Annotated in this window: 17 protein-coding genes; 6 read left to right on the forward strand and 11 right to left on the reverse strand. The window is 57.5% G+C overall.

Translation table 11 applies throughout. The features are described 5' to 3' along the window. Positions 1-62 precede the first annotated feature (62 nt). Genes ABLV12_RS03390 through ABLV12_RS03410 form a run of 5 tightly spaced genes read right to left on the reverse strand, consistent with a single transcriptional unit; the run spans position 63 to position 5,027 of the window. Positions 63-404: a PTS fructose-like transporter subunit IIB gene (locus ABLV12_RS03390; RefSeq protein ID WP_004100931.1), complete on the reverse strand. Its 342-nt coding sequence runs from the start codon at positions 402-404 to the stop codon at positions 63-65. 15 nt (positions 405-419) lie between these two features. Then, positions 420-1,295 (reverse strand): [formate-C-acetyltransferase]-activating enzyme, encoded by an 876-nt coding sequence (locus ABLV12_RS03395; RefSeq protein ID WP_004100933.1) that lies wholly within the window; start codon positions 1,293-1,295, stop codon positions 420-422. Beyond that, positions 1,261-3,558, reverse strand: coding sequence for a formate C-acetyltransferase (locus ABLV12_RS03400; RefSeq protein ID WP_064396765.1), 2,298 nt, complete (start codon positions 3,556-3,558; stop codon positions 1,261-1,263). Before ABLV12_RS03400 ends, ABLV12_RS03395 begins: the two co-directional genes overlap by 35 nt. A 51-nt stretch (positions 3,559-3,609) precedes the next feature. Then, positions 3,610-3,930 (reverse strand): PTS fructose-like transporter subunit IIB, encoded by a 321-nt coding sequence (locus ABLV12_RS03405; RefSeq protein WP_004100938.1) that lies wholly within the window; start codon positions 3,928-3,930, stop codon positions 3,610-3,612. Between the two features lie 20 nt (positions 3,931-3,950). Next, positions 3,951-5,027, reverse strand: a complete 1,077-nt coding sequence (locus ABLV12_RS03410; RefSeq protein WP_004100940.1) for a PTS fructose transporter subunit EIIC — start codon at positions 5,025-5,027, stop codon at positions 3,951-3,953. Positions 5,028-5,335: 308 nt separating this feature from the next. Here ABLV12_RS03410 and ptsP point away from each other — a divergent pair, with 308 nt between their 5' ends. After that, positions 5,336-7,837: a phosphoenolpyruvate--protein phosphotransferase gene (gene ptsP, locus ABLV12_RS03415; protein ID WP_348866776.1), complete on the forward strand. Its 2,502-nt coding sequence runs from the start codon at positions 5,336-5,338 to the stop codon at positions 7,835-7,837. 467 nt (positions 7,838-8,304) lie between these two features. Here the strand turns inward: ptsP and ABLV12_RS03420 are convergent, their stop codons facing one another. Next, entirely contained in the window at positions 8,305-9,396 is a 1,092-nt protein-coding gene (locus tag ABLV12_RS03420; RefSeq protein ID WP_024274014.1) for a tartrate dehydrogenase, read from the reverse strand. Between the two features lie 82 nt (positions 9,397-9,478). Here ABLV12_RS03420 and ABLV12_RS03425 point away from each other — a divergent pair, with 82 nt between their 5' ends. Further along, the gene (locus ABLV12_RS03425; protein ID WP_187416156.1) at positions 9,479-10,459 is read left to right on the forward strand and encodes a LysR substrate-binding domain-containing protein; all 981 of its coding nucleotides are present in this window, start codon (positions 9,479-9,481) and stop codon (positions 10,457-10,459) included. Here the strand turns inward: ABLV12_RS03425 and ABLV12_RS03430 are convergent. The 4 genes from ABLV12_RS03430 to puuD all read right to left on the reverse strand — a co-directional run bounded on the left by ABLV12_RS03430 (position 10,456) and on the right by puuD (position 14,800). Next, positions 10,456-11,736 (reverse strand): FAD-binding oxidoreductase, encoded by a 1,281-nt coding sequence (locus tag ABLV12_RS03430; RefSeq protein WP_004112063.1) that lies wholly within the window; start codon positions 11,734-11,736, stop codon positions 10,456-10,458. The genes ABLV12_RS03425 and ABLV12_RS03430 overlap by 4 nt on opposite strands. 2 nt (positions 11,737-11,738) lie before the next feature. Next, positions 11,739-13,226, reverse strand: coding sequence for an aldehyde dehydrogenase PuuC (gene puuC / locus ABLV12_RS03435; protein WP_064396770.1), 1,488 nt, complete (start codon positions 13,224-13,226; stop codon positions 11,739-11,741). A 238-nt stretch (positions 13,227-13,464) separates the two neighbouring features. Further along, positions 13,465-14,022, reverse strand: a complete 558-nt coding sequence (gene puuR / locus ABLV12_RS03440) for an HTH-type transcriptional regulator PuuR (RefSeq protein ID WP_004100955.1) — start codon at positions 14,020-14,022, stop codon at positions 13,465-13,467. Between the two features lie 25 nt (positions 14,023-14,047). Next, a complete protein-coding gene (puuD, locus tag ABLV12_RS03445) occupies positions 14,048-14,800 on the reverse strand; it encodes a gamma-glutamyl-gamma-aminobutyrate hydrolase (protein ID WP_160887670.1) in 753 nt (250 codons plus the stop codon). Between the two features lie 224 nt (positions 14,801-15,024). Between puuD and puuA the strand changes: the two genes are divergently transcribed. Then, positions 15,025-16,443, forward strand: a complete 1,419-nt coding sequence (puuA, locus tag ABLV12_RS03450) for a glutamate-putrescine ligase (protein WP_004112067.1) — start codon at positions 15,025-15,027, stop codon at positions 16,441-16,443. A 352-nt stretch (positions 16,444-16,795) separates the two neighbouring features. Continuing rightward, positions 16,796-18,187, forward strand: coding sequence for an APC family permease (locus ABLV12_RS03455; protein WP_004100961.1), 1,392 nt, complete (start codon positions 16,796-16,798; stop codon positions 18,185-18,187). 122 nt (positions 18,188-18,309) lie between these two features. Here the strand turns inward: ABLV12_RS03455 and ABLV12_RS03460 are convergent, their stop codons facing one another. Continuing rightward, positions 18,310-18,432, reverse strand: a complete 123-nt coding sequence (locus ABLV12_RS03460; protein WP_004100963.1) for a small membrane protein — start codon at positions 18,430-18,432, stop codon at positions 18,310-18,312. Positions 18,433-18,705: 273 nt separating this feature from the next. Here ABLV12_RS03460 and ABLV12_RS03465 point away from each other — a divergent pair, with 273 nt between their 5' ends. Then, a complete protein-coding gene (locus ABLV12_RS03465; RefSeq protein ID WP_004112069.1) occupies positions 18,706-18,930 on the forward strand; it encodes a hypothetical protein in 225 nt (74 codons plus the stop codon). A gap of 137 nt (positions 18,931-19,067) precedes the next feature. Beyond that, positions 19,068-20,315, forward strand: coding sequence for a bifunctional glucose-1-phosphatase/inositol phosphatase (gene agp, locus ABLV12_RS03470; protein WP_004100966.1), 1,248 nt, complete (start codon positions 19,068-19,070; stop codon positions 20,313-20,315). The last annotated feature ends 90 nt before the right edge of the window (positions 20,316-20,405 follow it).

Raw genomic sequence — 20,405 nt, forward strand, 5'->3', positions numbered from 1 at the left:
AAAATCGCTGAGCACCGGTAGCCCGGACAGGCGCATCGCGCCGCCTCCGGGATTTCCCGCTCTCAAGGGATCTCAATATAAACCACCGGCTTTTTCATAATGCATTTAACCGCTTCGACAATCTGCTGCGGCTGCAGCAGAAAAGTTTTGATGCTGGTCTTAATGGTGCGGATGCCGTTGAAGCGTCTGGCATCGTCAATTTCAATATCCGTCACCAGCAGAACGACATCGGCATGGGCAATATCGTCAGCGGTAATTTTGTTCTCAACCCCCAGCGCGCCCTGGGTTTCGATTTTGATATTCCATTTCTCATGGTGGCCGACCTTTTCCAGGCGTTCGGCCGCCATATAAGTGTGAGCGACGCCGCTGACGCAGGCCGTGACGGCAACGATATTGAAATCCATAGCATCCTCCAGGCGTTATCCGCCAATGGTCACGCTAAAACCGGCCCGTTCGGCCAGCGTCTTGAATGGCTGAATCTCAGATTCTGCAGGGGCCTTAATCATCGACATCGACCATTTTTTTCCCAGTAAATGATATTTTGGTTCGCCGAACTGATGGAACGGCAGAAGATGAATTTCGCGCAGCTTAAAGGGGGCCAAAAACGCCAGGATCTGGCGGAAATTCTCTTCGTTAAGCGTAAATCCCGGAATCAGCGGCACCCGGGGAATAAGCGGGATTTGGGCTTCGACCAGACGGGTGAAGTTATCCAGCACCCGCGGCATATTCATCCGCAGCTGCTCCCGGGCCAGCGTTTCATCCATGATTTTCAGGTCGAACAGCACTTCGTCGCACGCCTGAGCCAGCGGAAAAAAGCGGCTGAACGCGGTATCGCCCGCTGTTTCAATCGCCGTTCTGATCCCCCATTCGCGCAAGCGGCGCAGAAAACGCGCGGCAAATTCGGCCTGCATCAGGACTTCGCCGCCCGACAGGGTCACGCCGCCGCCCGAGGCGCGGAAGAAGATCTCATCCTTCAGCACCTCTTTAAGCAGATGATCGAGGGTAACGTCGCGGCCAATCTGCTCCCACGCGCCGGAGGGGCACTCGACCACGTCCTGCTGGCAGCGCGAGCAGCGCAGGCACTTGCTCTCCCGGCGTACGGTCTGAATTTTCGGCGAGATCGACTCCGGATTAGCGCACCACGGACAGGTATGCGGGCAGCCCTTAAAAAACACCACGGTGCGGATCCCCTGACCGTCATTCAAAGAGTAGCGCTGGATGTTAAAAATGCGCGCCTTATCGGCGCGCGTTTCCATGACCTCACAGCTGATGCGCGGTGCGGCGGATAATGTCATCCTGAATCTCCTGCGACAGCTCAACGAAAAAGGCGCTGTAACCCGCAACGCGCACCACCAGACCGGTAAAATCCTGCGGCCGCTGCTGGGCTTCGCGCAGCGTATCGGCGTTGACCACGTTGAACTGAATATGCTGTAGCCTCAGCCTGGTGAATGCCTGCAGGAAGTCGGCCAGCTTATTCAGGCCGCTGTCGCCGGCAAGCGTTGCCGGGGTGAATTTGACGTTCAGCAGCGTACCGTTGGAGAGCAGAAAGTTATCCAGCTTGCTGACCGACTTGAGCACCGCGGTCGGTCCCTGAACGTCCTGGCCGAGCATCGGCGACAGCCCGCCGTCCGCCAGCTGTTCTCCCGCCAGGCGTCCGTCCGGGGTGGCGCCGACGACCGAACCGAGCGGCACGTGGGCAGAGACGGTATAGGAACCCGGCGTAAACTGACCGCCGCGCGGGTTCTGGTATTGTTCTACCTCTTTGCAGTAAAAGCGCAGTAGATCGGCGCTGATGTTGTCCACTTCGTCAATATCGTTGCCGTATTTCTCGAAGCGGTTGATCAGGCGAGCGCGAATTTTTTCCCCTTCCGGCGTCTGGAAATTGGCTTTCAGCACTGCGATAAGTTCAGCGAAGCTGAGCCGTTTCTGCTCAAAAACCATCCCTTTTAGCGCGTGCAGCGAGTCGCTGAGGTTAGCAATGCCGATGCCCTGGACCCCGGAGAAGTTATAGCGCGCGCCGCCTGCGGTAATATCCTGGCCGTGCTGTACGCAATCCTCAATAAAAGAAGAGAGCAGGGGAACCGGCGCCCAGTCGCGGTGGCCGATATCGCAAATGTTGCTGCCTTCCACCATCAGCTTAATGTAATAGCGAATCTTGTCGCGGATCTGGTTAATCAGCCCATCCCAGGTGATATCAGGATTGCTTTCGTTTTCCAGCATCACGATTTCCATCACCTTCAGCAGGTTAAACATGGCGATATCGTGCAGGCCGTAGGTGCGCCCCGGGATCGACAGCTCAACGCAGCCAACCACCGAATAATCCCGCGCGTCCTCCAGCGATACGCCGCGGTTGAGAAATGCCGGGATCACCACTTCATCATTAAAGATTTGCGGAATGCCGGTACCGAGGCGAATGGTCTCGGCGGTTTTGCGCAGGAAAGGACGATCGATGAGTTCGTTGACGCGTACGCCAAGGTTCGGCTGCGGCAGTCGAACGTTCTGGTAGGCGTCGAGGGACAGAAACGACAAAATATTAACCGCGCTGCGTCCGGTCTCGGTCAGGCCGCCGAGCAGCGCGGTATAGCCGGTCGGGAAGCCTGCAAAGTAGCGCGCGCTGCTGGTGGAGCGCAGCAGAACGATATCGTTGCACTTCACCCACAGCGACTCCAGCAGCTCCTGAAGAAACTGCGGATCCTGGCCGCGATTCAGCGAAGCCTGATAGTACGGCAGCATGTACTGGTCAAAGCGTCCCAGCGAGATGGAGCTGGCGTTGGATTCATACTGCAAAATGATGTTCATATACCAGAAGAGCTGGCAGGCCTGCCAGAAATCTTCCGGGCGGTGTACCGCATTATGGCGGGAGATGTTGGCGATGGTCTCCAGCTCTTTGCGCCGCTGTTCATCAGCACAATCGGCGGCCATTTCATCGGCAAGGGCCGCATAGCGCAGAATATGGCGCTGGGAGGCTTCCAGCAGGATCAGCACCGCCTGATAAAAACTGTTCTGCGGGTGCTGCTGACGCACCGCCTTAATCTCCGTCACCAGCGCGGCGAGGCCGTTTTCCAGCAGGCGAGGGTAGTCGATAATGATATGTCCCTGGCCCTTATCGGTCTGGTTGACGCTAAAAATCTGCGTGCTGACGGCGTTTTTGACTTCATCGGTCATCTGGGCGTTGATGAAGTCCTTCATCGAGCGATTTTCCCAGTAGGGGAACAGCTCTTCGCGATAGATGCGCTTGTCTTCTTCGCTGATATTGAAACGGTCCTGCGGGCGGGTCGGGAACTGGTCCAGCTCCTTGAGCAGCCAGTAGGGGTCCATCTCCGGGGACATAATTCCGGCGCGCGGCTTGATGGTCCGGTTGCCGGCAATCAGTTCATCATCACGAATCGAAATCTGCACATGATCGAGGATCCATGCGGTCGCTTTCGCCCGGCGGATCATTACCGGCTCACCCTCCGTCTGTTTATGGCTGGCGGTGTAGAGCAGCGCCCGCTCGAGTGAGATTTCGCGCGGGTTGGCGAACAGACGATCTTTTAAGCGTTGAGTGCGATTGGTCATGACAAACTCCATGTTATTTTGCGGGGCGCAGGGCGCGCCCCGGGCATTCAGTCAGGCATTCTGTGAAAGGTGGCTGTCGATTTTGTTCATAATGGCTTCGGCGCGCTTCACGGCATCACTGATGTTGACGCGCACGATGGTTTTACCGGCAAAGCGTTCTTCAAACTTAATGCCGATATCTTTGGTCAGAATCACCATATCGGCGCTGGCGACGTCTTCTGCGGTCAGCTCGTTCTCAATGCCGATGGAGCCCTGAGTCTCGACTTTGACCTGCCAGCCTTTGGCTTTAGCGGCGCTCTCCAGCGATTCGGCGGCCATATAGGTATGGGCAACGCCAGAGGGGCAAGCGGTAACGGCGATAATTTTGGTCATACGATATTCCTTCCACTGTTTCAGTTAATTTCGAAATCAAGATCCATCTCGTCATCGGCTTTGGCGTCTGACGTTTTCTTTTTCGCCAGGGCTTTGAGCAGAATGACGCAGGCGGCGCTGACGATGGCGCCGACCGCCAGACCGGCAACAAACCCGCCTTTACCTTCGACGACCGGCAGAACGATGAGCCCGCCCCAGCCGGCGTAGCACTGGGCGCCGAGCAGCGCGGCGGTGACGCAGCCGGCGGCGGCGCCGATCATATTGGCCGGGATAACGCGCAGCGGGTCGGCGGCGGCGAAGGGGATCGCGCCTTCGGTCACGCCAACGCAGCCCATCACCAGCGCGGCTTTCCCGGTTTCGCGCTCTTCCGCGGAGAAATATTTACGCCCAATCAGCGTTGCCAGGCCCATGCCCAGCGGCGGCACGGCGATACCGACGGCGGCGATGGCCACTACGCTGTAAACGCCCTGAGAAACGCAAATCAGCATGAAGGCGTAGGCGACTTTATTCACCGGACCGCCCATGTCGAAGGCCAGCATCAGGCCCATAATGATGGCGAGAATAACGATGCTGCCTTCGCGCATGCCCTGCAGCCAGCCGGTCAGACTGGCGGTCAGCGCGCCAATCGGCTCGCCGAGACCCCACATCATGATCCCGGCGGTTATAAAGGTGCCGATAATCGGGATAACGAAGATGGGCATCACCGAGCGCAGCACCTTGTGCACCGGGATTTTCTTCAGGTAGTAAACCACCAGCCCGCCAATGATCCCGGCAATCAGCGCGCCGAAGAAACCGGCGCCGAAGCTGTTGCCGACCCAGGCGCCGATGGCGCAGGGGGCCAGCGCCGCGCGGTCGGAGATGGAGTAGCCAATATAGGCCGCCAGAAATGGCACCATTAGCGTCAGACCGGCGACGCCGATATCAAACAGTTTTTTCAGGTTAGGGTCGGTGGCGGCATCGGGCACCGCGCCCTTGCCGTACAACATGACGGAGACTGCCAGCAAGATCCCACCGGACACGACAAACGGGATCATATGTGAAACCCCGGTCATGAGGTGCTGGCGGGTATTTTTTAATATTTGCACCAGTTCGTTCATTGTTTTTCTCCTGAGCGCTGCGTGGCCCGTGACTGAGTTGATGTCTCAACATTAGAAAAAGGGCGGCGCATAAAATAGTAGAGAAAAAGTGCATTTACTGGATATTTGTAAGGCGAGGAGAAAATTGCGATCCACCTCAAATCTTAGTTCTGGTGGGTTTTTGACGCCCTTCACGAGGCGATTTGTGACCACGAGCATAAAAAAGATTCAGCCATACAATTATCCAGTAATTACCACTTTTATCGTGTAGTGGCGGGCGGCTTCTTTCTTTACCTTTTGGCTAATACGCATTATTCAGGAGGAAGGCGATGGCTCTGGTAATTGAATTCATATGTGATTTGCCCAACGGCGTACATGCGCGTCCGGCAAGCCTGGTAGAAACGCTGTGCAATACTTTTTCATCTTCAGTCGAATGGGTAAACACCCGCACAGAAGGACGCGGAAACGCCAAAAGCGCGCTGGGGATTATTGGCACCAATACCTTAAAGGGCGACCGCTGCCAGCTTGTTGTCAGCGGTGAAGATGAACAGCAGGCGTTTAACGCGCTGACGGCGTTCATCACCGACGAGTTCCCGCACTGCGATGCGCCGCTGCCGGCGGCGGAGCAAATGGCCGTTCAGCCGGTTCCTGAATCCCTCTCGCGTCTTAATCCTACCCTGTTTCACGCGCTGCCGGTCTGCGCCGGCAGCGCGGGCGGCAGGCTCACCCATCTTAAGTCCCTCGACCTGCGCGATTCAGGCGCGCTGCCTGCAGCGGGCGCAATCGAACAGGAACAGGCGGCGCTGGACAGGGGTCTGACCCTGCTGGTGAAAAATATTGAGTTCCGCCTGCTGGATAACGACGGTACCGCCAGCGCGATCCTTGAGGCGCATCGCTCTCTGGCCACCGACGCCTCGCTGCGCCAGCATCTGCTGGACGGGCTGTTGAACGGTCTGAGCTGCGCTGAGGCGGTGGTCGCGACCGGCGAACATTTTTGCGCCCAGTTCAGCGCTTCCGGCAATAGCTATTTGCAGGAGCGGGTGCTGGACGTGCGCGATGTGTGCTTCCAGCTTCTGCAGCATATCTACGGTGAGGATCGTTTCCCGGCACCGGGTAAGCTGACCGAAGAGGCCATCTGCCTCGCCGATGAACTCACCCCCAGCCAGTTTCTTGAACTGGATAAAACGCTGCTTAAAGGCCTGCTGCTGCGCAGCGGCGGCACCACTTCACATACGGTGATCCTCGCGCGTTCGTTCAATATTCCTACCCTGGTGGACGTCGATATGGAGGCGCTGCTGCCGTGGGTCGATCGCCGGGTACAGATTGACGGTAACGCCGGGCTGGTGGTGGTGAATCCCGATGAAGCGGTGGCGCGCTACTATCAGCAGGAAGCCTGGGTACAGGCGCAAATCCGCCGCCAGCAGCAGGCCTGGCTGGATAAAGAGGGTCGAACGGAAGACGGTATTCGTCTGGAGGTGGCGGCCAACATCGCCCATTCGGTAGAGGCGGCGGCGGCCTTCAACAACGGCGCGCAGTCGGTAGGACTGTTCCGCACCGAGATGCTCTACATGGACAGGCCCAGCGCGCCGTCGGAAAACGAGCTGTATAACCTCTTTTGCCAGGCGCTGGAGCCGGCCAACGGGCGCAGCATTATCATCCGCACCATGGATATCGGCGGCGACAAGCCGGTGGCCTACCTCAACATCCCGGCGGAGAATAACCCGTTCCTCGGCTACCGGGCGGTGCGTATTTATGAGGAGTATCAGGCGCTGTTCCGCACTCAGCTGCGGGCGATTCTGCGCGCTTCCGCGCACGGCGCGCTGAAAATCATGATCCCGATGATCTCCTCGATGGAAGAGATCTTATGGGTCAAAGAGCAGTTGGCGGATGCTAAACAGTCGCTGCGCAGCGAACATATCCCGTTTGATGAAAAGATCCCGCTGGGCATTATGCTTGAGGTGCCGTCGGTGATGTTTATCATCGATCAGTGCTGCGAAGAGATTGATTTCTTTAGTATCGGCAGCAACGACCTGACCCAGTACCTGCTGGCGGTGGATCGCGATAACGCCAGGGTGACGCGCCACTACAACAGCCTCAATCCGGCTTTTCTGCGCGCGCTGGATTACGCGGTTCAGGCGGTGCATCGTCAGGGGAAATGGATTGGCCTGTGCGGCGAGCTGGGGGCTAAAGGTTCGGTGCTGCCGCTGCTGGTGGGGCTGGGGCTGGATGAGTTGAGCATGAGCGCGCCGTCGATTCCGGCAACCAAGGCGCGTCTGGCGCAGCTTGACAGCCGCGCCTGCCGTCAGCTGCTTAACCAGGCGATGCAGTGCCGTACTTCATTAGAGGTAGAACATCTGCTTGCCCAGTTCCGCATGACCCAGCAGGACGCGCCGCTGATTACTCCGCAGTGCATTACGCTGAACAGCGACTGGCGTAGCAAAGAGGAGGTCATTAAGGGCATGACTGATAATCTGCTGCTGGCCGGGCGCTGCCGCTATCCGCGTAAGCTGGAAGCCGATCTGTGGGCTCGCGAAGCGGTGTTCTCTACCGGTTTAGGCTTTAGCTTCGCCATTCCACACAGTAAATCTGAGCATATCGAGCAGTCGACCATCAGCGTCGCCCGTCTGGCGCAGCCGGTAGCGTGGGGCGACGACGAGGCGCAGTTTGTGATTATGCTGACGCTTAATAAGCATTCGGCGGGGGATCAGCATATGCGTATTTTCTCGCGGCTGGCGCGGCGCATTATGCATGAAGAGTTCCGGCAATCGCTGGTGACGGCGCAGAGCTGCGAGGCGATCGCGGCGCTGCTGCAGCGCGAGCTGGAGCTGTAATTCGGTCTGGAGAATCTCCCCGGTGGCGCTTGCGCTTACCGGGGCTACGGGCTTCCAGCGATCTGCGGGGCGGTAGCCCGGGTAAGGCGTTTACGCCGCGACCCGGGATATCCGGGCCCGGTGCCTCCGGGAATGTATACGTATTCCGTTCACCGCTATTCGGCAGAAAATGTATTTCCGTCGAACGTGAACGGGTAAAGGGGGAGAAAACCGTCTCCCCCTTTACAATCCCCGCGGTCCCGCAAAGAAATCGGTGCTGCGCACTGCGCTCACCTCCCGGCCCTCAGCCTGCGGTCGGCTCAACTCGACATCAATGTCTCGATTCGCCTCTGTCCGCCATCCCTGGCGGCCAGCCCTTGTCTTCGGTCCTCCGGTTCGCCGATTTCAGCGGGGGCCAGGGCATCGCTGCATAACACGATGTTTCAGAGACATATCCGTAGCTGCATGAAACTCTCCCGAAGGCGGCGCTACTTTTGTTCAACAATAGCCCGACAAATGGCCTCGCCCACCTGCTGGGTGGAGGCGGTGCCTTTCATATCCGGTGTCTTTGGTCCGCTGGCAATAGTCTGCTCAATCGCCGCGAGAATGCCGTCATGGGCGGCCTGGTAGCGAGCGTCACCGTTGCCGAGGAAGTCGAGCATCATCGCGCCAGCCCAGATGGTGGCAATCGGATTGGCGATATTTTTGCCGTAGATATCCGGCGCCGAACCGTGTACCGCCTCAAACAGCGACGGAAAGGTGCGATCCGGGTTGAGGTTTGCCGATGGGGCAATGCCGATGGTGCCCGTACAGGCCGGGCCGAGATCGGAAAGGATATCGCCGAACAGATTAGAGCCGACCACTACGTCAAAACGCTCCGGCTGCAGCACGAAACGGGCGCACAGAATATCAATATGCTGCTTATCCCATTTCACCTCCGGGTATTGCTGCGCCATCGCTTCGACGCGCTGGTCCCAGAAGGGCATGCTGATGGCGAGGCCGTTAGATTTGGTCGCCGAGGTCAGGGTTCTGCGCGGGCGGCTTTGCGCCAGCTCAAAAGCGTAGCGCAGGATGCGGTCAACGCCGCGGCGGGTAAACACCGACTCCTGAATCACCACTTCATGTTCGGTTCCCGGATTCACATGGCCGCCAAGAGCGGAATACTCCCCTTCGGTGTTTTCACGAACCACGTAGAAATCGATATCGCCGGGCTGTTTACCCGCCAGCGGGCAGGGGACGCCGGGGAACAGGCGCACCGGACGCAGGTTGACGTACTGGTCGAATTCGCGGCGGAACTTCAGCAACGAGCCCCAGAGGGAGATATGATCCGGGACGATATCCGGCCAGCCGACCGCGCCGAAATAGATCGCATCAAAGCCTTTCAGCTGCGCGTGCCAGTCCTCGGGCATCATAGTGCCGTTTTGGGCGTAATAATCGCAGCTGGCCCACTCGAAGTGCTCGAAGCTTAACGCCAGCCCCCAGCGTTCGGCGGCGGCCTGCAGTACGCGCACCCCTTCCGGCAGCACTTCTTTACCGATGCCATCGCCGGGGATGGCGGCAATACGTAAGGTTTTATTCATCGTTATTCTCAGTTTGAGGTAAGGAAAATTGACTTCATCTCTATCCTATAATTGACTAATTCATAATTAATCCCGTCAACTGGTGAAACATAAAACACGAATCATGAATAATCTTCCGCTGCTGAACGACTTACGCGTCTTTATGCTGGTAGCCCGCCGCGCCGGTTTTGCCGCCGCTGCGGAAGAGCTCGGCGTCTCTCCGGCATTTGTCAGCAAACGCGTATCGCTGCTGGAGCAAACCCTTAACGTCCAGCTGCTGCACCGCACTACCCGGCGAGTGGCTATCACCGAAGAGGGCGAGCGCATCTACGAATGGGGGCAGCGCATTCTGCAGGATGTCGACCAGATGATGGATGAGCTCTCCGATGTGCGGCAGGTGCCGCAGGGAACGCTGCGGATCATCAGCAGCTTTGGCTTTGGTCGGCGGGTGGTCGCGCCGGCGCTCTCCGAGCTGGCCCGCCGCTACCCGCAGCTGGAGATCCGTTTCGACGTCGCCGACCGGCTGGTAGATTTGGCTAATGAAGGGGTCGATCTGGATATTCGCGTCGGCGACGATATTGCGCCCAACCTGATAGCCCGCCAGCTTGCCAGCAATCATCGTATCCTCTGCGCCTCGCCGGCGTTTGTCGCCCGCCATCCCTCGCCGAAACAGCTGAGCGACCTTGCCGCGCTGCCGTGTCTGGTGATCAAAGAGCGCGACCGGCCTTTTGGCGTCTGGCAGCTGCGCGATGATAAAGAAGCTGAGCACGCCATCAAAGTGACCGGGCCGCTGTCGTCAAACCACGGTGAAATCGTCCATCAGTGGTGCCTCGACGGGCAGGGGATTGCGCTGCGCTCATGGTGGGACGTAAAGGAGAATATCGCCAGCGGCAATCTGGTACAGCTGCTGCCGGAGTACTATCAGCCCGCCAATATCTGGGCGGTATACGTGTCTCGGCTGGCGACTTCGGCCAAAATTCGCACCACCGTGGAGTTTTTACGCCACTACTTTCAGCAGCGCTTTCCGCAGCAGTGCGGGGCGGCGATATTGCCGACGGCGGGCGCCGTCGGCCGGGGGGATTAAACGCCTAGCCGATCGCGCAGGCTGTAGTAAGCCGCGCCCATGGCGGTAAACGGAATGCGCAGGCTGCGTCCGCCGGGGAACGGGTAGTGCGGCAGCTTCGCGAAGGCGTCAAAACGTTCGGCGTCCCCGCGCAGCAGCTCCGAAATTAGCCGTCCGGCGAGGTGGGTACAGGTGACCCCGTGGCCGCTGTAACCCTGCATATAATAGATATTGTTATCGAGGCGGCCAAACTGCGGCATCCGTGAGAGGGTCAGCAGGAAGTTGCCGGTCCAGCGGTAGTCGATTTTCACCCCCTTCAGCTGCGGGAAGGTTTTCAGCAGCTTCGGCATAATCAATCGCTCAACGTCGTCCGGATCTCGCGCGCCGTAGACCACGCCGCCGCCGTACAGTAGACGGTTATCGGCGGTCAGACGGTAGTAATCCAGCAGATAGTTACAATCCTCCACGCAGTAATTTTTCGGGATCAGCGAGCGCGCCAGTTCCTCAGACAGCGGTGCGGTGGTGACCACCTGGGTGCCGCACGGCATGCTGCGTTTCGCCAGCTCCGGCTCGATCTTATCGCCGAGATAGGCGTTACCGGCGACGATCACGTAGCGAGCGGTCACTTGTCCGCGCGCGGTGGTCACTACCGCCGGGCTGGTGTGCTGAATGCGGGTAACCGGTGATTGCTCGTACACCCGGCCGCCGTTTAGCCGAATGGCGTCAGCTTCGCCAATTGCCAGGTTGAGCGGATGGATATGGCCGCCGCTGCGATCCAGCAGGGCGCCGGTGTAGCGATCGCTGTCGACTTCGCGGCGAATAGCGCTGGCATCCAGCAGCTCCAGCTGGGTATTGCCGTAGCGCTCCCAGTTGGCTTTCTGCTCTTCCAGAGTTTCCAGCTGTTTATGATTCATCGCGACAAACAGCCCGCCGGGGCGATAGTCGCAGGCAATCTGATAGCGCTGGATGCGCTCGCGAATAATATCGCCGCCTTCAAACATCATGCTGCCGAGCATTTTCGCCGCGTCCGGGCCGTAGGTTTTCTCGATAACGTCGATATCGCGGCTATAGGAGTTAACTAACTGGCCGCCGTTGCGTCCGCTGGCGCCGAAGCCGATGCGCGCGCCTTCCAGCAGCACCACATCGTAGCCCATTTCGGCCAGATGCAGCGCCGAAGAGAGGCCGGTATAGCCGCCGCCGACGACGCAGACGTCGCAGCCGATCGTTTCTTCCAGCGCCGGGAACGGTTCATAGCGGTTGGCGCTGGCGGCGTAATAGCTGGTGGTATGTTCGGTCATGATTAAGGCTCCAGGGCAATCCAGATAGTTTTCAGTTCAGTGAATTTTTCCAGCGCATGCAGCGACTTATCGCGTCCGTTGCCGCTCTGCTTATAGCCGCCGAACGGCACGGTCATATCGCCATCGTTGTAGTTGTTTACAAAGACGGAGCCGGCTTTCAGACGGCGGCTGATGCGGTGCGCGCGGGAGAGATCGCGGGTCCAGACCGCCGCGCCGAGGCCATAGCGGCTGTCGTTGGCCAGCGCCAGCGCCTGCTCTTCGGTTTTAAAACGGGTGACCACCAGCACCGGGCCGAAGATCTCCTCCTGGCTGAGCGCGGAGGCGGGATCGACGTCAACAAAAATGGTTGGGCCAACCGCCGCGGGCCACGGATTTTTGCGTCCATCCAGCAGCAGCGTGCTATGCGCTTCGCCGGCGCGAATAAAGCTGTGGACGCTATCGGCGTGGCTGTTGTCGATCAGCATGCCCATGGCGGTATTCGGGTCGAGCGGATTGCCCGGCTGCCAGCCTTTGGCCTGCTCTTTAAGGAGATCGAGAAACCTGTCGGCAATGCTCTCCTCAAGCAGCAGGCGGGTTCCGGCGATACAGACCTGCCCCTGGTTGTAAAAAATACCGCCGGCGGTAGCGTTAACCGCTTTTTGCAGATCCGGACAGTCGGCAAAAACGATATTGGCGCTTTTACCGCCCGCCTCCAGCCAGACGCGTTTCATATTGCTGTCGCCTGCGTCCTTCAGCAGCTGTTTACCCGTGCGGGTAGAACCGGTAAAGGTAATCACTTCGACGTCAGGATGCCGCGCCAGCGCCTGACCGGCTTCATGGCCGAAACCGCTCACTACGTTGAACACGCCGTCTGGCAGTCCGGCCTCTTTCGCTAAGCCCGCGAGTCGCAGGGCGCTGAGTGGGGATTTTTCCGACGGTTTGAGCACTACGCTATTACCTGACGCCAGCGCCGGGCCAAGTTTCCAGCAGGCCAGCAGCAGCGGAAAATTCCACGGCACCACCGCCGCAATCACGCCAATCGGTTCGCGGACGATCATAGCCAGTTCGTTGCCGCCGGTAGGGGCAACTTCGCCGTAGACTTTATCGATAGCTTCGGCATACCAGCGAATCGCGCGGGCGGCGCCGGGGATATCGTCGCGCAGGCTGTGACGGATCGGTTTGCCGGTGTCCAGGGTTTCCAGCAGCGCCAGCTCTTCGCAATGGGCCTCCATCAGGTCGGCAAACTTATTCAGGACCGCTTTACGCTGGGCAGGAGAGGCCTGCGACCAGTCGCCCCGCTCGAATGCGCTGCGGGCGGCCTGGACCGCGCGATCGACATCGGCCTTTTTGCCGCGCGCGACTTCGGCGAGCGTTTGCTGGGCGGCAGGGTCGATGGTGGCAAACACGCTGTTATCGGCGGCGGCGCTGTATTCGCCATTAATAAATAACCGCGTTTCAATCGCGATGTTCTTTGCTTTTTCTTGCCAGTAAGCCAGGTTGTGAAAATCCATCATGACTCCTTAATGACATAATCGGAAAAAAAGTGGTGATTTCAGACCTTCAGGGCGCAGGGCGTCCCCGGGGTTGAGTACCGTTTAAATTGCCCATTAACAGGCGTGAATTATCCGGGGCCAGCGGAATACGTTTTTCCGCATTGCGCAAGGTGAACTGCGTTATCTTCGCGCCGCCGGAATTCACCCCGGGCGGCGCAGGCCTAAAGAAAACCTGAGAAAGGCTCAGGCTAATAAATCAGAAGGTGGTGGGAGTATGGGCGCTGATAATTCGGCAGATACCTGCCGAAGTGTTGCTGAAGCTATGCGGTATGCCGGTGTTAATGGCATAACTTTGCCCAGCCACCAGGTGATACGCCTGACCGTTAATGGTCAACACGACTTCACCCTCCAGTATGGTGCCTATCTCTTCACCCTGATGCTTGATCCTCTCCCCGGTTGTGGTTCCAGGCTGGTACGTTTCAAATATCATCGCCAGCGTGCGGTTCGGATTGCCATTGTGAACCAGCTTCATCGATACCCCCTGGCTGCCGATTTCAATCAGATCGTCCTGATTGATAACCACCTGCGGTTCAGCCGGTTTTTCTGGTTCAGAAAAGAATTCCGAGAGCGACAGCCCGTAGACTTTCAGCAGCTTTTGCAGCGTGCTGATGGCAGGACTGACTTTGTCCTGTTCTATGGTGCTGATGGCACTATGTGTTAACCCAGACAGTTCGGCGGCACGACGCTGTGAGAGACCCAGCTGTTGGCGGATCGCTGACAAACGTTTCCCTGGCGCCAGTCCGTCATCGCTCATATTTGCATTTCCTTAACGGTAGTGGTCAGAGTCGCTGTTTTTCAGCGATATAATTCTGACAGGCGGTGATAAAACCTTCAAACAACATTCGCGACAGGGCGTATTCGCTACTGTTCCATTCAGGATGCCACTGCACGCCGAGGGCGAAAGGATGGTCGTTAACGCTGACCGCTTCCGCTAGCCCGTCCGGAGAACGCGCTTCCACGCGCAGCCGTGGACCCGTCGTTTTTGCTCCCTGCCCGTGTAACGAGTTTACCCAAAACGTGTTGCAGCCCGGTATTAACTGAGAAAGTAATCCTCCCTCCTGAACCTGAACTTCATGCGAGGGCGCGTATTGCTGCTCGACGGGAAGTTCGGGGTCTTCGCGGTGCTCAAGAAGCTCAGGCTGCTCGAACAGACGACGATACAGAGTCCCGCCGGTGGCGACAACCAGTTCCTGTAGTCCACGGCAGATGGCGAAAATGGGGATGCGCCTTTCGAGCGCGGCGTTAATCAGCGCCATGCTCAGAAGATCACGCCCGGGATCGGCGTCAGGCTCATCGCCGTTTTCACCATAAAGGTGCGGCTGTACGTTGCTCGGGCTACCGGGCAGATAAATGCCGTCCAGTTTCGGCAGTAGCGTAGCAAGCAGTTCCGGCTCGGCCAGCGCGTGCGGCAGGGCAATCGGTACGCCGCCGGCGTGAACAATCGCGTTCAGGTACTTCTCTTGCAGAGTCTGGGTCTGGTGACCCTTAAGCCTGTTTCGGCACATCACTACGCCAATAACTGGCTTGTACATTATATTTTCCATGATCGCCCTCACAAAGTGGACTAAATTATGACCGGGTTAGCGGGTAAAACGGCCATTTCGTTCAATATTTTCTCAATCTAGCAGTGGATATTGCCCTTTGCAAACTTAATTTAACATTTGACAAACAATTTTTTTGCATACACATTCGAAGGGTGGACATTATATTTAACAGTGCAATTCAGGGTCCGAAACTACAACAACGGCGGTGAATCATGGAAACCAATATCGTAGAAGTTGAGAATTTTGTTCAGCAGTCGGAAGAGAGACGGGTCAGCGCATTCACCTGGGAAGTGAAGCGCTACCTTGAGCGTTACCCCAATACGCAATACGTTGATGTGCTGTTAACCGATCTGAACGGCTGCTTCCGCGGTAAGCGGATCCCGGTCTCCAGCCTGAACAAGCTGGAGAAGGGCTGCTATTTCCCGGCTTCGGTATTTGCCATGGATATTCTCGGCAACGTGGTGGAAGAGGCGGGGCTCGGCCAGGAGATGGGCGAACCTGATCGCACCTGCGTGCCGGTGCTGGGAACCTTAACCCCGTCCGCGGCGGACCCGGAATACATTGGTCAGGTTCTGCTGACCATGGTTGATGAAGATGGCGCTCCCTTTGACGTTGAGCCGCGGAACGTTCTGAACCGCCTCTGGCAGCAGCTGCGCCAGCGCGGGCTGTTCCCCGTGGTAGCGGTAGAGCTGGAGTTCTATTTACTTGACCGCAAGCGCGACGCGGAAGGCTACCTGCAGCCGCCTTGCGCGCCCGGAACCGGCGATCGCAATACCCAAAGCCAGGTTTACTCCGTCGATAACCTCAACCATTTTGCCGACGTGCTTAACGATATCGATGAGATCGCCCAGCTCCAGCTGATCCCCGCCGACGGCGCGGTGGCAGAAGCGTCTCCCGGCCAGTTTGAAATCAACCTCCACCATACCGATAACGTACTCGATGCCTGCGATGATGCGCTGGCGTTAAAACGTCTCGTGCGTTTAATGGCGGAGAAGCATAAGATGCACGCCACTTTTATGGCGAAACCCTATGAAGAGCACGCCGGTAGCGGGATGCATATCCACATCAGCATGCAGAACAACAAAGGCGAGAACGTGCTGGCTGACGCCGACGGTGAAGATTCCGCGATGTTAAAACGCGCGCTTGCCGGGATGATCGATCTGATGCCGGCATCGATGGCGCTGCTGGCGCCGAACGTGAACTCGTATCGCCGTTTCCAGCCGGGAATGTATGTGCCGACCCAGGCGTCGTGGGGGCATAACAACCGGACGGTGGCGCTGCGCATTCCATGCGGCGATCGGCACAACCATCGCGTCGAATATCGGGTGGCCGGGGCGGATGCCAACCCGTACCTGGTGATGGCGGCGATTTTTGCCGGCATCCTCCACGGGCTGGATAATCCGCTGCCGTTACAGGAAGAAGTGGAAGGCAATGGTCTTGAGCAGGAGGGGCTGCCGTTCCCGATTCGCCAGAGCGATGCGCTGTGGGAGTTTATGCAAAACGACCACCTGCGCGAGCGGCTTGGCGAACGCTTCTGCCACGTTTATCACGCCTGTAAAAATGACGAATTACTGCAATTTGAGCGTCTGATCACAGAGACTGAAATTGAGTGGATGTTGAAAAACGCCTGATTTTCGCCCCGCAAGGGGCGCTTTAGCATTATCACGAGTAGCATCATACGGCCTGAGCGGAGCCTGGTCGGACGTTTTTGCTGGGAGCCCAGCCATTCCCGGATGCCGCGTTAAGGAGCGCAGGCGGCAACGGGGCTTCAGTTAACGACACAGTGTGTAACGAGGTAGGAAATGATGCAGATGTTTAAATATCCGCAGGGAGAAGGGGGCCGTCATGGCCGCATGGAATGCGCCGCTACCGCCGCTCGTCGGTTCTTTTTACCTTTTGATTTGCCATTAACCCCGTTGCGAAGCAGGTTGGTTTCCCGGTCTCTACGACCGCAAGCCCAGGCGTGCAGCGGGGGAAATGGCCATGGCTATTAATCCCTCTCTCGACAACGCCTCCGGGGCGGGAAAACCGCGCCTGCGCAAATCCCTCAAGCTGTGGCAGGTGGTGATGATGGGCCTCGCCTATCTGACGCCGATGACGGTTTTTGATACTTTCGGCATTGTTTCCGGCATCAGCAACGGCCACGTTCCGGCATCCTATCTGCTGGCGCTGGCCGGCGTGCTGTTTACCGCCATCAGCTACGGCAAGCTGGTGCGCCAGTTTCCCCAGGCGGGCTCAGCCTACACCTATGCGCAGAAATCGATCAGCCCGCACGTCGGCTTTATGGTGGGCTGGTCGTCGCTGCTGGATTATCTGTTCCTGCCGATGATCAACGTGCTGCTGGCGAAGATTTATCTTTCTGCGCTGTTTCCGGACGTGCCGCCCTGGGTATGGGTGGTGACCTTTGTCGCGATTCTGACGGCGGCGAATCTGAAAAGCGTCAATCTGGTGGCGAACTTCAACACCCTGTTCGTGCTGGTGCAGATCTCGATTATGGTGGTCTTTATCGTGCTGGTGGTGCAGGGACTGCATAAAGGGGAAGGGGTGGGCACCGTCTGGTCGCTGCAGCCTTTTATCAGCCAGAATGCGCACCTGATCCCGATTATTACCGGGGCGACGATCGTCTGCTTTTCATTCCTCGGCTTCGATGCGGTGACTACGCTCTCCGAAGAGACGCCGGACGCCGCACGGGTGATCCCGAAGGCGATCTTTCTGACCGCGGTCTATGGCGGAGTGATTTTCATTGCCGCTTCGTTCTTTATGCAGCTCTTTTTCCCCGATATCAGCCGTTTTAAAGATCCGGATGCGGCGCTGCCGGAGATTGCTCTCTACGTCGGCGGCAAGCTGTTCCAGTCGATCTTCCTGTGCACGACGTTTGTGAATACGCTGGCCTCCGGCCTGGCGTCGCACGCCAGCGTTTCACGACTGCTGTACGTCATGGGCCGCGATAACGTTTTCCCGGAGCGTATTTTTGGCTACGTCCATCCGAAGTGGCGTACCCCAGCGCTCAACGTGATCATGGTGGGGATTGTCGCGCTGTCGGCGCTGTTCTTTGACCTGGTTACCGCCACGGCGCTGATTAATTTTGGTGCGCTGGTAGCATTCACCTTCGTTAATCTATCGGTGTTCAACCACTTCTGGCGGCGTAAAGGCTTTAACAAAACGTGGAAGGATCGCTTTCACTATCTGCTGCTCCCGATGGTCGGCGCGCTGACGGTGGGGGTGCTGTGGATTAATCTGGAAGCGACATCCCTGACGCTCGGTCTGATATGGGCGGGGCTGGGGTTACTCTATCTGACTTACCTGACCCGCCGTTTCCGTAAGCCGCCGCCGCAGTTTGACGGCGCTAAAGCGGAGCAGGCCTGGGAATCGTAACCATTTTTTACGCCGACACAAAGGCAGGCGAAAGCGCCTGCCTTCTTTTTTGTCATTCTCGTTTGAAATCAGGCGGTCGGTAAGAAATAGCAGGGGCAAAAGGTAAGAATAGTAAGGATGAATTATTTCTTTTTCTTATGAGTTGGCAGTTGCGCGGAGCGCCGATCTTTGACGTAGGAGACCAGGCTGTAGACCGCGACTCCCAGCAAAACCACCGCGACGATAAAGAGCAGGATACCTGACATAGATTAACCTAATGTTATGTTTAACATGGAGAAAAAATACCGTGATATCGGGATAATAGCATCGGGATATTTCTTAAAGATGACCCGATGAGTCGGACGAGAATAGACAGCCAGCCGAGCAATGAAATTATTATTTACATGAATAAATGTGAAGAGTAAAGCTCGACGGTGATGAAAAAATGAACGGAGTAACACTCGTTTAAGCGAATTTACAGACCACGGCCCGGCAGGCTGCTACCCTTGGCCCGCTTAAATAGGGGGCGAGAGTAATCAATGGTGAATAAGCATATCGTCGGGCTGGCTGGACTGCTGCTAATGGCGACGTCAGCAAGCAGCCTGGCCGATTCCGGCCATCAATCTATCCATGAACGCGTTGTCGAACGGATTTTAAAACCCTGCGAAGGAAAAAAAGCCGGAGATAAAGTGGTCATCGTTGACCATCACGGCGGCGAGCATGAGGCTATCTGCACTCTGGCGGCAGTACCGCTGCCGCAGTAATCCTGTTCCCTGATTTTGCGACCCTCGGTCATCGCGGAAAGCGTATTTCTTTCCGTACTTTGCGAGCCATTGCCCGGAAAAATGTCATAAATTTGTCACAATCATGGCGATGATAATCACTGACTGAGGATGAAGGGATGAGAAAAAGTCTACTCGCCGCCGCTGTGGCCGGCGCTGTTTTACTGTCCGCTGGCGTTCAGGCGCAGGAACCGGCCGCACCGGAAGGGTACCAGCTTCAGCAGGTGCTGATCATGAGCCGCCATAACCTGCGCGCGCCGCTGGCGAACAACGGCAGCGTGCTGGAGCAATCCACGCCAAAGTCCTGGCCAGAGTGGGATGTCCCCGGTGGACAGCTGACCACCAAGGGCGGAGTGCTGGAAGTCTACATGGGGCACTATATGCGCGAATGGCTGGCGCAGCAGGGAGTGGTGACCAGCGGCGAATGCCCGCCGGAGAACGCGGTCTACGCCTATGCCAATAGCCTGCAGCGTACCGTCGCCACCGCGCAGTTCTTTATCACCGGTGCGTTCCCCGGCTGCGGCGTGACCGTACATCATCAGGAAAAAATGGGCACCATGGACCCGACGTTTAATCCGGTGATCACCGATGATTCCGCCGCCTTCAGCGAAAAGGCCGTACAGGCGATGGAGAAAGAGCGGCAGGGGATGCAGCTGAGCGAAAGCTATAAGCTGCTGGAGGAGATGACCGACTACCGTAACTCCCCGTCCTGTAAAGAGAAGCAGCAGTGCTCGCTGAGCGACGCGAAAGATACCTTTAGCGCCAAATATCAGCAGGAGCCGGGCGTTTCCGGGCCGCTTAAAGTCGGTAACTCGCTGGTTGACGCCTTTACGCTGCAATATTATGAAGGTTTCCCGAAAGACCAGGTGGCGTGGGGTGAAATTAACAGCGATAAGCAGTGGCAGGTGCTGTCGAAGCTGAAAAACGGCTATCAGGACAGTCTGTTTACTTCGCCAGAAGTGGCGCGCAACGTGGCCAAACCGCTGGTGAAATATATTGATAACGTTCTGGTAGGGGATGCGGCGAAGTCGGCGAAAGTGACGCTGCTGGTGGGGCACGACTCTAATATCGCCTCGCTGCTGACGGCGCTGGATTTTAAACCTTATCAGCTGCACAACCAGTACGAACGCACGCCCATCGGCGGCAAGCTGGTGTTCCAGCGCTGGCATGATAAGAGCGGCAATCGTGATTTGATGAAGATCGAGTATCTGTACCAAAGCACCGAGCAGTTGCGTAATGCCGATGCGCTGACCCTGCAATCGCCGCCGCAGCGGGTAACGCTGGCGCTGAACGGTTGTCCTGTGGATGACAACGGCTTCTGCCCAATGGATACCTTTAAAAAGGCGATGGCCGAGGCGACAAAGTAGCAGAGCATAAAAAACCCGGAGCAATCCGGGTCTTGCTGCCGATGTTTAGCCGGGTGTTGTCGCCTGGACTGGCGCAACGCGCCGCCTCCG

The sequence above is a fragment of the Klebsiella sp. CN_Kp100 genome, from assembly GCF_040065315.1.
GTDB lineage: Bacteria > Pseudomonadota > Gammaproteobacteria > Enterobacterales > Enterobacteriaceae > Klebsiella > Klebsiella oxytoca.